Annotated in this window: 15 protein-coding genes; 3 read left to right on the plus strand and 12 right to left on the minus strand. The window is 45.6% G+C overall.

Translation table 11 applies throughout. From position 1 onward, the window contains the following. Positions 1–233: 233 nt before the first annotated feature. Positions 234–935 carry an amino acid ABC transporter permease gene (locus ACAW68_10880; GenBank protein ID XGA15938.1) on the plus strand — a complete coding sequence of 234 codons (702 nt, stop codon included), beginning with the start codon at positions 234–236 and terminating at the stop codon, positions 933–935. Between the two features lie 6 nt (positions 936–941). Further along, positions 942–1,682: an amino acid ABC transporter ATP-binding protein gene (locus tag ACAW68_10885; protein ID XGA15939.1), complete on the plus strand. Its 741-nt coding sequence runs from the start codon at positions 942–944 to the stop codon at positions 1,680–1,682. Positions 1,683–1,739: 57 nt separating this feature from the next. Here ACAW68_10885 and fetB read toward each other — a convergent pair whose 3' ends face one another. From fetB to ACAW68_10900, 3 genes are all read right to left on the minus strand, one after another. After that, complete coding sequence (gene fetB, locus ACAW68_10890; protein ID XGA15940.1) at positions 1,740–2,516, minus strand: iron export ABC transporter permease subunit FetB; 777 nt, start codon at positions 2,514–2,516, stop codon at positions 1,740–1,742. Beyond that, positions 2,509–3,159 carry an ATP-binding cassette domain-containing protein gene (locus tag ACAW68_10895; GenBank protein XGA15941.1) on the minus strand — a complete coding sequence of 217 codons (651 nt, stop codon included), beginning with the start codon at positions 3,157–3,159 and terminating at the stop codon, positions 2,509–2,511. Before ACAW68_10895 ends, fetB begins: the two co-directional genes overlap by 8 nt. Before the next feature lie 76 nt (positions 3,160–3,235). Then, positions 3,236–3,820 (minus strand): TetR/AcrR family transcriptional regulator, encoded by a 585-nt coding sequence (locus ACAW68_10900; protein XGA15942.1) that lies wholly within the window; start codon positions 3,818–3,820, stop codon positions 3,236–3,238. Between the two features lie 291 nt (positions 3,821–4,111). Here ACAW68_10900 and ACAW68_10905 point away from each other — a divergent pair, with 291 nt between their 5' ends. After that, positions 4,112–4,969, plus strand: a complete 858-nt coding sequence (locus ACAW68_10905) for an aldo/keto reductase (GenBank protein XGA15943.1) — start codon at positions 4,112–4,114, stop codon at positions 4,967–4,969. Positions 4,970–5,098: 129 nt separating this feature from the next. Here ACAW68_10905 and ACAW68_10910 read toward each other — a convergent pair whose 3' ends face one another. The 9 genes from ACAW68_10910 to ACAW68_10950 all read right to left on the minus strand — a co-directional run bounded on the left by ACAW68_10910 (position 5,099) and on the right by ACAW68_10950 (position 15,772). Next, complete coding sequence (locus tag ACAW68_10910; GenBank protein ID XGA15944.1) at positions 5,099–5,302, minus strand: hypothetical protein; 204 nt, start codon at positions 5,300–5,302, stop codon at positions 5,099–5,101. Positions 5,303–5,480: 178 nt separating this feature from the next. Further along, complete coding sequence (locus tag ACAW68_10915; GenBank protein ID XGA15945.1) at positions 5,481–7,247, minus strand: ABC transporter ATP-binding protein; 1,767 nt, start codon at positions 7,245–7,247, stop codon at positions 5,481–5,483. A gap of 39 nt (positions 7,248–7,286) precedes the next feature. Further along, the gene (locus ACAW68_10920) at positions 7,287–7,880 is read right to left on the minus strand and encodes a MarR family winged helix-turn-helix transcriptional regulator (protein XGA15946.1); all 594 of its coding nucleotides are present in this window, start codon (positions 7,878–7,880) and stop codon (positions 7,287–7,289) included. A 158-nt stretch (positions 7,881–8,038) separates the two neighbouring features. Beyond that, a complete protein-coding gene (locus ACAW68_10925) occupies positions 8,039–8,530 on the minus strand; it encodes an NUDIX domain-containing protein (GenBank protein ID XGA15947.1) in 492 nt (163 codons plus the stop codon). Positions 8,531–8,587: 57 nt separating this feature from the next. Then, on the minus strand, positions 8,588–9,208 hold the full coding sequence (locus ACAW68_10930; GenBank protein ID XGA15948.1) for a DedA family protein: 621 nt from the start codon (positions 9,206–9,208) through the stop codon (positions 8,588–8,590). Further along, positions 9,205–10,335, minus strand: coding sequence for a lipase (locus tag ACAW68_10935; GenBank protein ID XGA15949.1), 1,131 nt, complete (start codon positions 10,333–10,335; stop codon positions 9,205–9,207). The genes ACAW68_10930 and ACAW68_10935 overlap by 4 nt, the downstream gene beginning before the upstream one ends. 152 nt (positions 10,336–10,487) lie before the next feature. Continuing rightward, positions 10,488–11,369: a DMT family transporter gene (locus ACAW68_10940; GenBank protein ID XGA15950.1), complete on the minus strand. Its 882-nt coding sequence runs from the start codon at positions 11,367–11,369 to the stop codon at positions 10,488–10,490. 65 nt (positions 11,370–11,434) lie between these two features. After that, positions 11,435–13,165: a hypothetical protein gene (locus tag ACAW68_10945; protein XGA15951.1), complete on the minus strand. Its 1,731-nt coding sequence runs from the start codon at positions 13,163–13,165 to the stop codon at positions 11,435–11,437. Between the two features lie 114 nt (positions 13,166–13,279). Continuing rightward, positions 13,280–15,772 carry an excinuclease ABC subunit UvrA gene (locus ACAW68_10950; GenBank protein XGA15952.1) on the minus strand — a complete coding sequence of 831 codons (2,493 nt, stop codon included), beginning with the start codon at positions 15,770–15,772 and terminating at the stop codon, positions 13,280–13,282. Between the last annotated feature and the right edge of the window lie 82 nt (positions 15,773–15,854).

The following is a 15,854-nucleotide window of genomic DNA, read 5'->3' on the forward strand; positions in this document are numbered from 1 at the left end:
ATGAAACACAACAAAGACTAATTAAAAAAGACGGAAGGAAAGTTAACCATGATGACGATCAACACACAAATTACTGTTGCTTGCATCAGCCTAGCGCGTTACTCGCGGTAGGTCGTTTTGGTGAACTTATCATTCCGATGAACCGTTAAGAAGAGCGCGCTAGGCCTTTCCTGTGTCACACAGAAACTGTCGGCGCGCTCTTTTTTGCGCTCATCCTCAGAAAGGGAATCTTCATGTTTGAATTTATTGCCAAGTATGCCCCACAATTGATTATGGCGGGTATCAAGTACACTGTGCCTCTAGCACTTATCTCATTTGTCATCGCCGTTATCATTGCGGCAATCGTTGCGATGCTCCGTTCATACGTACCACACGCAACCGGTATCAAGTCAATTGGTTGGCGCATTTTGAAGTTCGTCCTTTGGTTCTACGTTTGGTTGTTCCGTTCAACACCAATGTTGGTCCAATTGTTCGTGGTCTTCTATGGATTGCCTAAGCTGGGTATTAGCTGGCTATCTCCTTCTGGATGGGCCGCTGCCATCTGGGTATTGTCATTGAACACGGCCGCATACGCCTCAGAAGCGATTCGCGCCGCTATCTCATCAATTCCTGATACACAACGCGAAGCTGGTGCAGCGCTTGGTATGACTGATTCACAAATTTTCTTGCGCATCATCCTGCCACAAGCTGCTCGTATTTCAATTCCAACGTTGGCAAACTCATTCATTTCTTTGGTTAAGGATACGTCATTGGCATCTGTTGTCACGATTGTCGAGATGTTCTACCTCTCACAACAATTGGCCGCTGCTAACTTCGAACCATTGCAAATGTACTTGCTAGTCGCTGCAATTTACGCACTATTCGTCTCAATTTTGTCTATTCCACAACGCTACATCCAACGATGGGCTGATCGTTTCGTAAAGGTACAAGGGTAATTAATTATGTTGAAGTTAGAACACATTGATAAGCAATACGCTGAACACCACGCGCTAAAAGATATCAACGTGACGTTCAATCCACATGAAACGACGGTTATTGTCGGGCCTTCTGGTTCAGGTAAGTCAACGTTGCTTCGCTCACTTAACTTGCTAGAGCACCCTGATTCAGGTTTGTACACGTTGGACGATCGTACAATCGATTTGAGCCAACCAATCACAACTGAGACGTTGCTTTGGGTTCGTCGTAAGACTGGCATGGTTTTCCAACAACCACGTATGTTTGATCACCTAACAATCTTAGGCAACATTATCGAGGCGCCTGTGCACGTTTTGAAGCAAAATAAGGCTGAAGCAATTGCGAAGGCCCACGAGTTGCTACAAGCTGTTAATTTGGATAACACGGCTGATCGTTACCCTTATCAACTATCTGGTGGTCAAACGCAACGTGTTGCTATCGCCCGTGCTTTGGCGATGTCACCTGATTATCTTTTGCTTGATGAGCCAACCTCTGCCTTGGACCCTGAACTGGAAGCACAAGTTTTGCGTGTCTTGAATGGTTTGGCAAAGGATGACCAATCAATGATTATCGTGACACACAACATGGAATTCGCACGTGAAGCAGCCGATCGCATGTTGTTCTTGGAAGATGGTGAAATTGTGTTTGATGGTACACCAGCTGAGTTCTTCAGTGAACCAACTGACCGTATCAAGCACTTCCTAAACGCATTCAAATTTGAAGATTAATCACGTGTTTCACGTGAAACAAAAAGCCTTCGAGAAAAATTTCTCGAAGGCTTTTTCTTACTTCTTAACTGGCAATTGTAGTTGCCAACGTTCATTAAAGAACTTGCGGTAAGCCATGAAACTAGCAAAAACCGATGAAATACCGGTCGCTGAAAGCAACATGAACACAACCATGATTTGATACTTAATGGCGTGAATTGGATCAACACCCGCCATAATCAAACCGGACATCATACCTGGCAATGACACCAAACCATACGTACGCACCGTATCAATTGTCGGTTGCATACCAGTACGGATAGCCTCATGCACAATGCTATTAGCAGCTAGCTTAGGCGAACCACCCAAGGCCAAACGCTCAAAGACTTGACCTTGTTGATCACGGAATTGTTGATTCAAACTACGATAAACCAGTCCGACCGCCGTCATTGAGTTTCCAGCAACCATACCTGTGACTGGAATCATTTGATAAGGTTCAAACTTCAGAACACCCGTCAAAACCAAAATACTCATCGTCACTGTCGTTGATAGGAGCAAGCCCCACCAAGAGATATAGAACGCACCAGGAATTCCTTGGCTACGCTTCTTTCCATTGCGGGCAGCGTTATAAACAATGAATAGTTGCATCACAATCGTGACCAACCAGTTATCCAAGTTGAAGATAAACTTCAATAGGTACCCAACAATAATCAGTTGGATAATCGCGCGGGCAACCGAAATAATCGTATCCTTTTCGAGTCCTAATTTCTGACGATAACTAATCCCCAATGAGATAACGACCAACACAAACGCAAGGGCGAGTGACCAATTGCTAACATTAATTTGACTATTCATGCGTCAACACCCCCTCACCCTCGTGCAACGTCAACACAGTTTGCGCTTCAGCGATTTCTTGCTCATCGTGTGTGACTGACAAGACAATGTTATTCTCACGATCATGTAAAGCGTGAATAGCTTGCCAAATTGCTTGCTTCGTTTCACTGTCCAAACCGGTTGAAATTTCATCTAATAACAAAACCTTTGGCGGAAATAGCAAATTGCGTAGCACACCAATACGTTGGCGTTCACCACCTGACAATTCTGAAACCGCCTTATCAAGATAAGACTCAGGCAAGCCCATCTTCACCAAACCATCACGTTGGGCGGCTTCATTCACCGTTTCTTGGCGCACCAAAAACGGAAAATCTAAATTATCACGCACCGTCTCACCAAATAGTTGGGCCGATTGCGTCGCATATGAGATTTGTTGGCGCACTGTTCCGATTGGCATGGTTGTCGTACTGGCATCATCCAGAACGACCTCACCATCAGTGGCATCTTGCAGCCCAGCAATAATCTTCAATAGTGTACTTTTACCTGTTCCTGACGGCCCCACTACCGTCACCCAATCGCCAGACGAAAGCTTCAAATTCAAGTCTTTCAAAATCGTCCGACCATCTACCAGATAATTAACATGTTTCAATTCTAACGTTGTCATGATTATCCCCCCACATTAAACCTAATGACATTGTAAACCAAAAAGCGCCGATGCACCTGGCACCAACGCTTTTTAATCAATTTTCTTCTTCATTTAACACAATTCCTTGCTCCACAACTGGCAACATTTCTTGCCACGTTGTTTCGAACAACGTTTTAAACAAATTATCATCCCACTTGTCTGCAAAAAATGGGTGGTAGAAATATGTAAATGTCTGCATGATGGTCATGCCACGCTGATTACGGAATGTATCCCAGGCCATGATGTTTTCCACGGCCAGCGCAAAATCCTGCAAACGTGGATCAAGCAACACATCTCGGTTAGCCAATTGTTCTTCGTAAAAAGCCATCATTTCAGGCTCGCGACTAAATCCTTCGCGTCGACGTGATGCCAACAACCACAACCAATCGTGCAAGGCTGTGACACGCTCTTCTTCAGGTGCGCGAACATTCGCTTCCCAAACCGGACCATCAACTTGCTCTAGCCAAGCCGTATTCATCGCTTCAAAAAGCGCCTCTTTATTCGCAAAATGCTTGTATAAAGCCGCCGGCGTAATATCCAACTTTCGGGCAACGTCAGCTAATCGCGACTTTTCAAAACCCTTTTCGTCGAGAACTGCTCGTGCGGCATCAAAAATGGACTCTGTCGTCACTTTCGCCATGACGTTCACCTCCGTTCTGTTGTTTATCACAGCAGCTGTTGGTCTAAAACCCCTGACTTTAGTCAGGCGTAAGACCAACAACGCACCTGATAAGGGCGACTTGGTCACGTCGGAGGTCAAACCTCCGACATTCCTAGTCTGCTTTATTATAGCCGAACCTTAAAAAAGTGCCTAATTTTTTAAACTTCTCAATATTTTTGTTATCATTAAGGGGTAGTTGTGTAACTTATTTTTATTTAGTAACGTTACACGTCGATGCACCTAATCAATTTAATAGGAGTGTGAAATTTAATGACTATTTCATCATTGACTGATACTTACACGCTTTCAAACGGTGTTAAGATCCCCGTTGTGGGATTCGGAACTTGGCAAACGCCTGATGGTGATGTGGCCTACCAAAGCACGTTGGATGCTTTGGCTGCCGGCTACCGTCACATCGATACGGCCGCTGCTTACGGTAACGAAGAATCAATCGGACGTGCTTTGAAGGATTCAGGCATTGCCCGCGAAGATATCTTCGTAACATCAAAGTTGTGGAACGACATGCACGGATACGAGTCAGCTAAGCAAGCCTTGGAAGACACGTTGAAGCGCTTGGACTTGGAGTACTTGGACTTGTACTTGATCCACTGGCCAAACCCAAAGGCTAACCGCGAAAACTGGGCCGAAGCTAACGCTGAGACTTGGCGTGCGATGGAAGAAGCCTACGAGGCTGGTAAGGTCCGTGCAATCGGTATCTCAAACTTCCAAGTACACCACTTCGAAGAATTGTTGAAGACGGCTAAGGTTACGCCTATGGTTAACCAATTGTTCGTTAACCCTTCTGACATGGAAGCCGAAATCGTTGCCTTCAACAACGAGCACAACGTTTTGACTGAAGCTTACTCACCATTGGGAACGGGTAAGATGTTGACGGTTGCTGTAATTCAAGAAGTTGCCGACAAGTACAACAAGTCAGTTGCTCAAGTTGCATTGCGCTGGTCATTGCAACACGGCTTCTTGCCATTGCCAAAGTCAACGCACAAGGAGCGTATCGTTGAAAACGGTCAACTCTTTGACTTCGAGTTGTCTGCTGAAGATATGGCAACGTTGGACAAGCTTGAAGGTGTTGCTGGTAGGCACAACGACGCTGACAAGACAAACTTCTAATTATGCATAACAAAACGCCCCTAACTGAAAAGTTAGGGGCGTTTTTGTCTGTAAGGAATGATTCAATTGAATGATTTCTTGCTCATCAGGTGGCTCTCTCACCAACCACCCAACGATATTGATATATGATTACTTCTTAAAACCAAAAGCGACTGTAACGACGCCTACGGCCAACAAAGCAACAACGGCTAGAACAACATCTAACTCAACTTCCCACGTTGAGGCGTTGCCCTCAGCGCTAAATAGCAACATCAATGCTGCGAACACAACAATCGTTGCAATAGCGGCAATAGCTGACGCCTTTGCTGACATCACATACTTCATCTCTTGCATTATTCAAACCTCTCACAAATATAAATCTCACACGAGTATTTATTATAACCGTTACTTACTTTTATTCAAGAGCGAAAGGAAAAAGTCGTCCACAATAAAAGATACCTAAGTTAACTAATTTTGTTCCACATGAAACAAAAAGCGAGTGTAATCATCTACACCCGCCTGCAAAAACATATTAATCTTGATTGAATTGTGTATCAACGTACTCACGATACAAGTCGTGGTTAGCAACCAATTCCTTGTGCGTACCAGCGCCACTTACCGTCCCATGTTCGATAAAGTAAATCTTGTCGGCGTCTACAATTGTGCTCAAACGGTGTGCAATCACCAACGTCGTGCGACCCCTCATCAAAGATTCCAAAGCCTTTTGCACCATTGCTTCAGATTCTGAATCCAAACTTGCCGTCGCTTCATCCAACATCAAAATCTTTGGATCACGCAAGAACGCACGCGCGATTGCCAAACGTTGACGTTGTCCACCAGACACCTTGACACCACGTTCACCAACTTCAGTGTCCAGGCCAGCTGGCATGTCACGCACGAACTTTTCAGCAAACGCTAGTCCCAACACACGCCACAAATCATCATCTGAGTAATCACCCGTTAGACCATACGTCAAATTATGGCGGATGGTTCCAGCCATAATCGCTGAATCTTGGCTAACGAACCCAATTTGTTCACGCCAATTAGCCAAATTCACATCTGCCACATCATGATTACCAATCATGATTTCACCGGCCGTTGGCATGTAGTAACGCTCAAGCAAACTAAAGATGGTTGACTTACCACCACCCGAAGGTCCAGCAAACGCCACAACTGTATTTGGCTGGGCCTCAAACGATACGTCGCTCAAGATGTTCTTGCTGTCATCATAGGCAAAATCAACATGGTTCATCGCCAACGTTTGCCCTTCAACATCAACATCGACACCAGACGTCAAATCCTCTTCAGGCTCTGTCAACAGGGCTTGAACACGTTCTGTTGAACCACTGGCCTTAGCCAAATCTGAGAAGAATTGACCCAGCGTTGCTGATGGTCCCAGCAATTGGAATAGGTACATCAAGAATGAAAACATCGTTCCCATCGTCATCGTGCCTTGTGACACACGGTGCGCACCATAGGCCAATACACCAACAAATAATCCCATCATAACCGCCGTCATCAATGGACCGGCCACGGAATCATACACAGCTTCACGCAAGCCGATCTTGTACAAAGATTGGATCGTTGTGTGGCCCTTTTCCGTTTCAAACGGTTCCGCGTTAGATGACCTCACCAAACGAATTTCGCTTAGCGTTTCGCCGGCTGCGCCATTAAAGTCAGCTAATGAATTTTGACGATCACGACCAACCTTGTGTGATTGGCGCATCACTGGCAACATCACCAACATCACCAATGGAATTGCCAATGCCATAATCGCCGTCATGCGCCAATCCTTCAAGACCATCAGCGTCAGTGCACCTACCACTGTTAGCAAAGACGTAATCATACGAGGGAATGAGTTTGCCAGCAAGTCTTTAATTTGCGTTGAATCATTAATCAAACGTGACGTCATTTCGCCCGCTTTGGTTTCATCAAAATAGGCGACGCGCAAACGAATTAGTTTGTCCCATAAGGTATTACGCAAACGACTAACCACGTTTTCGCCAAAGATTCCCAAAACAGTTCCTGATAAGGCGCTAATTACCGCGCTCAAGATAAACATACCAATCACACTGACGAGCAATGTTTTATCAATCGACTTACCAAACCCGTTAATCAAATCACCCGCAAAATGTGGCACGGCCAACTGAATGCCCGTCGCAATCACGCCTAATCCTAGGCCCAGTCCTAGTTGCCAATAGGCTGGTTTTGTTTGACGAATCAAGCGCATAAATGCCTTCATATCAAACTTTGCTGGTCGTTGAAATGCTTCCGTTTCAACGTTTTGTCCACGATCCATCTCTCTGCCTCTTATCTCTTATCTCTTATCTCTTATCGGTTAGAACCAACCCTTGAAGCCCTTGTGCAAGTCGTGGTGCATCTTGTGCATCTCCTTGCGCATTTCACGGCGGTCAGTGAAATCCATGTTTTGGAAACGCTCAGCGAATGGTCCAAACGCATCGCGGAGCATCTCAGGATCCATTTCAATGTCCTCAGTATTGGCTGCGATGCGACGCAACATGTCCTTCAACTGCGCCTGCTCGGCTTCAGTTAGCACTGAGAAAGCACGTTCACTCATTTCGTCATTACCGTTATGCAAACCAGCAAGCGTCTCCTTACCGGCATCTGTAATGAAAATAAGTGAAACGCGTCCATCATTCTCAGAAGCACGACGTTCAATCATCCCCGTCTCCACCAAACTCGTCACCTGTGCACTCACTGAGCTAGGACGAATATCCAACTTTTCTGCGATTTCCGCATTCGTTAGACCATCTTCCTTGTTCAACAAAGCCAACAAGCGTAAACGACCACGACCCAATTCCTTATCACTACCGCGCTTAGTACGCATGTTCATTGACATCGCTGCCATAAAGAAGCGCGAGTGCATCAAACGGCTGAACGATTCCATCAAGTCTTGTGTTTCATCTGTCATTTTATTTTTACCTCAAATAGTCATTAGTTAATTAGTTAGTTTTACAACATCCAACCTAACGAAAAAGAAGTATAAACCGTTAGTTAGGTTAAGTCAACACAAACTAACTAATTAATTTGGTAATTAAAAAGTCGCACCCGTCTGAGTGCGACTTTCGTCTAGTCTTCACGTAGCCAAACAGCCTCGGAAGCTTCATTATCATTAATTACTTGATGAACGGTCTTCTGCGCCTGTGGCACAAACATCTCGGGTTCAGGGCTCACCGGTACGTACGAAACAACCAATGTTTCCTCACCATCTTCACGCAGCATGCCACCAACCGCTTCGACTTCAAAACCCATTGCAATCGTTTCTTGCGCATCACCCCAACGGTTCTCAGTGACGATTTCAGACGATACACCGAGCAAACGCTTCAGGTGCACATCAAGTCCCGTTTCTTCTTTGAATTCGCGTACAATCGCTTCCTGTGGCGTTTCACCGTATTCGATATAGCCACCTGGAAAGCCCCAGCCTTTTTGAATATCAGAACGTTTCTCTAATAAGATTGCTGAACGATCCGCCTGCCATAACACACCGAATACCGTGTTAAAAATCATGGCTTCATGACCAACTTTTTCGCGCATACGTGCGATGTAATTTTTCTCTGCCATATGATTCGCCCTCTTTTCACCACCCATTATTCCACGTTAAGGAGATAATGCAACACGTTATCCACGCATATGCTGGAAAAAGCTATTTACAAAGTTGACGAGGTAGTAAAGGCCAGCCGGCACAATAATGATGCCGACAATCAAGATTGAAAAATGTTGTTGGAAAAACGGTACTGATCCCAAAAAGAAGCCAATTACGGTTGATCCGAGCACCCAAATTAAAGTTCCCGCCATATTCTGGTTTTTAAAGCGGTCAGCTGCATACTGACTTTCACCGGCGATAATTGGAATAAAAATACCCAACACTGGAATATACCGGCCAAATAGCATCGCTAGGGGTGCATGACTGTTGAAGAATGCGACTGTATCGTCCATGCGGGCATTCTTAATTTTGTGCTTGCGACCACGCTTATACTTCGCCTGCCAGCCAAGATACACCATTGGCAAATAGCCAATCCATAGCAACCACAGCTCGATTGGAATATCTGGATGGGCCGCCAAACTACCGGCCAGAAACATGGTCGTTTCCGCTGGCATCCATGCGAAGAGAACGAAATAACTTTCTAGTGCCACAATCGCCCAAAGTACTGGATACACCAGCCACGGATTGTCCATTATCGGTCGGATAAAAACAATCGGATTTTGGATAACCGAAATAATATCTGCTAATTCAATCATGACTTAACCCAATCATCTGGTAAGACTGCCATGAAACTAATATATGTGGTGATCGTGTGCTCATATGATGCCATACCACCATTCGCCATATGCTCGAACAACTTTGCATACACTGGATGCGTCTTTGCATATGCCATCACATTAGCCGTTCGCTCAGGGATTTCCAGCCCTTGTGGTGCCATCATCATATCCTGCACCCATTGATATGGCGTCATCGTTTGTCCGTCCCACCAAGGTGTCGTCGCATGGTAAAAGTCATGCACACTTGATGCCAACGCATAGTACAGTTGCAAACCACGTTCCAACATCTCCGCATCTTGCTGAGCATCGCCCTTAAATGGCACTCCATTAATGCGCTCATATTCCTTGGCAACTTCCGGCAATGCTGACACTGGCAGCATATGTTGCTGGCCAATGTGTGTGAAGCCCCACTGGACCAATGGGAATGTTGGGGCAACATCTAGCGGATTGATAATGGCATGCACTGCATCATACTTCACCGCATAATCAACGTTAGCAACCGTCTTGTACGTTGTCGTTGGCGCAAATGCATAGGCAAAAACGTGTTCTTCTCCGGCATCAATCAACAACTTTCCCAGCACTTCTGTCGCACTACCGCCACGAGAATGCCCGGTTACCCAGAAGATATTTTCCTGACCAACGTTGTCGAATTGCATCACATAATCATGCAACTGCGCTGCAATCTTTTGGCCGATATAAATCATGTTATCCATTCCTGGTGCATCTTCGTCACCAATCATGAAATCGCCCGACCATTCCGCGTTTTGTGGCGTCCCACGGATAATCACCGCAAACAAATTATTGGCGCCAACCCGCTTATAACCTAGCGTGAAAGCGACATTATTCGGATCATCAAGCACATGATAGCCGTGTGACTCTGTCTTAAAGCCCAAGGCACGCAAATTTTCAGTTGTATAACCTGGTCCGGCCACTTGGCTATCACGCGTGTACGTTGACCCAGCCATCACAGCGCTAACTCGCGCCAAATCATGTTGGTACTCAGCCGGATTATTGTTAAAAAGCGCATCGCTATATGGTACGTCCATCTCTCGGGCTTCCGGCAAACGCCCCTGAAGATTACTTGTTGTAAATGTTAAAACAGTCATTTCATTACCCCCACCACTAATTACGTCACTGTCACTTTAAAAACGTCACTTGTTACCCTTCAGTCTACTCGATTTGTATTCTAAAAACATGAAGAAACATTGCTGTACAGACAAAAAAACGCTTGCAGAGCATTAACTCTACAAGCATTTCGTCACTTCTTAACGACATTCATAATCAAAATCGCACCGAGTGTCATGACAATCCCAACTACTTGAAAGGCATGGAATGACACTCCCAACACAAGCGCTGATAAGACAGTCGCACTTAATGGCTCTAACATGCCAAGCATCCCCACTGTTTCTGGGGCCACCTTACGCAAACTCGCAATATACCAGACAAACGCAACAATCGACCCAAACACCACAATAAAGAACAGCAATATCAAGTCGATCATATCAAAATGATAAGCCGGGTGATAAAGTGGCGCCACGAAATTAGCGGCCAAACCACCCATAAACATCCCCCAACCAACAACAACGATAGCATCGTTTTCAGCCAGCAAAGATCCTGGTATCAACGTGTAGGCGACCAATCCCAACGCTGACAAAATTCCAAAGAATAATGTCTTCTCAGAGATTTGCAATTGCGCCAGATTACCATTGGTTACCAACAACACAATCCCCACTAACGACAGAATTACTGCGATTAATTCTTGTCGTTGTGGCCACCTGCGACGAAATAGCGCCAAAAAAATAACAATCAAAGCTGGCGCCATATACTGCAACACCGTCGCAACCGCTGCGTTACCGTAGTACAACGTTCGCACAAAATTAGACTGGGCAAAATACACCCCAACCAACCCAAACGACACTAACAAGACAGCATTCTTTGGTTGACGCCAAATCGCAAAAATATTCTGCCGGCGAATCAACGAATACAACAGCAACGCGACACCTGAGATTAACAAACGAGCGGTCGTTAACCAATCTGGGGAAATCGCAATCCGATCGAATAGCATATTCGACAAGATACCATTGATACCCCAGAACAAGGCACCACCAGCAGCCATCCCCACATACCACTGCTTACTCACACAAACACTTCCCTTACGTTAAAAATAGAAACTTATCGCTAAGTATACCACGCAAAAAACGGCCATCAGACCTTAATCTGATAGCCGTTACGCCAAATTGTTTTACCAGTCATGAAAATGACGAGGCCCGCCCAAAGTACAGCGTTGCCTAAAACGATTATTGTAATAACTGGTGACACGTCATACGAAATCGTCACGTTATTCTGACCAACCCGTGGTCGAACCTGTAACGTCCCAATACGTGTCGTTTGCGGGTTCGTCACCTGCTGGCCGTTCAGCATCACCTTTGAATGCGCATAGACAGCAACTGGCACTGTTGTCTGCTGTTCATTTCCACTATGCCAACGATACGTGAGTGCATTATTACCTTGTGTCACCTGCGCTTTTAGTGGGTTCTGAATAACCTCGCGCATATACATGTCATAACTGTTATCACCTGGTTGCAAGCCATTATTCACCAAATAATCAGGGGTCGCTTTTTGTACATCTGCTAGTGCAACCTGTACATCACCGTAGCGCCAATCCCGTGCAATTTCAGCTTTAGATTTTTTATCGTTAAATACCATGTGCTTCGTGACGTGGACCAGCTCATCCGTATGCAAGCGATGAGCACTCTTCGCCAAAATACTTGCCGAAATCGCCACCGGCACCACGACGGCTATCATAACAATCACCAATCGCAACCGACTATTTAGCTGTCTTTTCACATCCGGCATCATCAGGATTCGTGGCAACAACAACACCAAAGCAATGTTGCTAACCACTGACAACCGTGATGGAAATTGCATCGTATCAACAATGGTTGGTTCAATTTGCTGAATCGCATCCCACGGAAATACCGTTAATGACAAACTGAAAAAGATAACTGCCAGCCAAAATAAGAAGCGGTATTCACGGGCCAGCTTCCGATAAACCAACACGGCAACAATCAAGACAATCACTGCTATAACGCCAAGCCAACTATAATTTCGGAGCGTTGGGGATTGCGACAATGTGATCCGCATTCCCTCACGGCTAATATTAAGCGGCGTATATGGCGTTAGAATCTGATTGCTTCCCATCACGTCGGCCATACCAACTAGAACATTAGCGACTAGCAACCCGTATAAGACAACCGCTTTTAGCAACCGTTGCATCAAAGCAATGATTGTTGCCTTGTTCTTACCAATCACCGTCACCACAAATAAAATGCCTAATACCAAGACACCTAATAGTGCCGTGAATAAATGGGCTTGCGTCAGTACCGCCAACGATATCGACAGACCAACCCAAGAAAAGGTTGTCGGCTGTTTAGCCATTGCAATGCCGTAATACACCACATACGACAGTAGCGCAGCGCCGATGCCAGTAAATGATTGGCTCGTTTGCCAAGTTGTCGTTAACGGTAACGCCATATAGACAACCGCACTCACTAAACTGGCATATCGACTAGATTTCAAATAACGGCCTAGTCGATAAATCCCCACACCAGCGACGAACAAGATAGCAATGTCAGTTACAATTTCAAACCAAAACCAGTTTGGTATTAGCATGAGGGCAAACCCCATCAAGTACGATAGCCACGGTCCATATAACGGCGTGACAATTCGTCCGGAATGTTGATAGCCATATTCTGACATGAAGTAGTTAAACTGCCCGTGTTTAATTTGTTCCGCAATATCATAGAACCGATTAAAGTGGAAAAGCGCATCGATGCCAATAATCGGCATATTCGATATCAGCTGCGGTAACACCAGTACAACTGATGCTAGTAATAGCACGCCACCAGGCAACACAAGCGATCGCCATGAACGCATCTTGCACCTCCTATTTACGACTAATATATCAGTTTATAGTTTATCAATAACTTGTTAATTTATTTTGATGATTAAAACAAAAAGGTCGTCAGTCCAAAACTAACGACCACAGTATTATGCGCGTTGATATTGCGCCAAATAATCCTTTAAATACTGACCTGTGACGTTTTCTGGTATCGCAGCTAGTTCGGCTGGTGTCCCAGTACCAACAATTTGACCACCGTGCGTACCACCACCTTGTCCCAAATCAATCAACCAATCTGAGTTAGCCATCACTTCCAAATCGTGTTCGATGGTAATGATTGTTGCCCCTTGCATCAGCAACAAATCGAACACGTGAAGCAGATTCTCAATGTCCAACGGGTGCAATCCAACTGACGGTTCATCAAAGATAAACAAGCTGGCACCCTGCTTTTGGTGAATTTGTGACACCAACTTTAGGCGTTGTGCCTCCCCACCTGATAATTCAGGTGTACTTTCACCCAAAATCAGATAATCCAAGCCCAATTCTTGCAACGTTTCGAGCGTCTTTAGAATCTTCTTTTCATCCTTGAACACTTCAAGTGCATCCGTGACAGACAAGGCCAACAAATCTGCGATTGATCGATCATGCCACTTTACATCCAGTACCTCAGCACGATAACGTGAGCCTTGGCAGGTTGGGCAGACTTGTGTCACATCTGGTAGATATTGCACATCGAGCGTAATGTGCCCGACACCACCACAAGTTGGACATGCACCAGCTGCATTGTATGAGAAATCACTTGCGGTGAAACCATGTTCCTTAGCATCCGGCAAGCTAGCGAACAACTTGCGCAAATTATCCAAAATGTTGGTGTACGTCGCAACCGTTGAACGTGCATTCTTACCAACCGGCACCGAATCAACCATCACCACGTTTGCAACACCTGCCGCATCAAGTGACGCCACACCATCAGGTAGTGGCTGTTGTTCGTTTTGCGCTAGAATACCTGGCACCAACAAATCGAGAATCAACGTTGTCTTACCGGCACCACTCATCCCCGTGACACTCGTCAATCGGTTCTTAGGAATCCGTGCCCTAACGTTATGCAAATTATTCTTGGCAGTCACCGCGATATCGATGCTACCATCATCAAACAGCGATTCCCGCGGCGCCAATGTTCTGGTCTGAATGTCAGCCGTCCCGTTTAGATAAGGGGCCACCAACGCGTTGGACGTCTTTGCATTACGGGCACTCCCGGTAAACGTCACCGTCCCACCGTAATCGCCCGAACCAGGGCCAATTTCAATAATATGGTCGCTCGCTCCAATGACACTCATATCGTGATCAACCACGACCAACGTATTACCTTGTTCCAAAAGCGTTTTGAAAATCGTTAATAGGCCTGCGACGTTGGCTGGGTGCAATCCAACCGTTGGCTCGTCTAGCACATACAATACACCAGTCGTTTCATTGCGAATCGTACGTCCAAGTTGAATACGTTGTAGTTCACCAGTCGAAAGTGTACTTCCGGCACGGGCCAACGTAAGATAATCCAAACCAAGCTTAATTGGTGCATCTAATAGTTCCAAAAACTCATCAACAAGCTTTTGTCCCATCTTTTGCATCTCGTCTGGCAATGTCGCAGGCAATTCGGCAATAAATACTGCCAGCTCTTCGATGGTGTACTCTGACAGCTCCGCGATGTTCTTGTCTCGTAGTAACTGCGTCAGCAACTTCGGGTTAAAACGCGATCCATGACACGTTGGACAAGTTTGGAAAGTGTAAAACTGATTCAAGCGTTTGATAGTGCGCTCATTTTTACTGCTCTTCATGCTGTCCTCAATGGCGTTCGTCGCATTTTCAAACACCGCATGATCCATGTGGAACACCTTCCCGCTTTTGCTTGGAATATTAATTTCATATTCATCACGGTCACCATGCAAAACCAAATCCTTTTGGTCATCTGGCAAATCTTCATATGGAATATCAATATTAATGCCCGCTGCTTCAGCCACCAATGGCATAAACGTACGCCCAGGTGTGCGCCATGAATTCACCGCCCCATCGCGAATGGTTAATTTTTCATTGATCAGTAACGCTGGATTAATGGTTTGCACCTCACCCGTCCCTTGGCACGTTGGGCATGCGCCAGCCGAGTTAAAAGCGAAATCTTCGGCGCCATACGGCATGAAATGCACACCACAAACCGGGCAATCCATCCCCGTCATATCAACATCCATTGCAACGGCCAAGGTTGGCCCAATGCGATGCCCATTTGGACACACCATCGACCCTAAACGAGAAAACATCAAACGTAGCACGTTTAAACTCTCAGTCATCGTTCCAACCGTTGAACGTACGTCTGGCACCTGTGGACGTTGACGCAGTGCCAAAGCTGATGGCAAATGATGAATACTTGTCACGTCAGCGCGATTCGCCTGTGTAATTCGGCGTCGCGTATAGGTCGACAAGGCATTCAAATAGCGACGCATCCCCTCACCGTATAGCGTCCCCATCGCCAGCGAACTCTTTCCAGAACCACTGCGCCCAGTAATTCCAGTCATTTGTCCAAGTGGAATATCCACATCAATATTTTTCAGATTATTAGTTTTTGCACCCCGGACTTCAATCGAAAATGTCATTTTCTTACCACCCCTTAGTTGTCGTGCTCGTTTTCCCTGTTACCTTTCATTGTATCGCTTCAAAGCATGAAAAACAGTTCTC

This window comes from Weissella confusa (assembly GCA_041871065.1).
Lineage (GTDB): Bacteria > Bacillota > Bacilli > Lactobacillales > Lactobacillaceae > Weissella > Weissella confusa_A.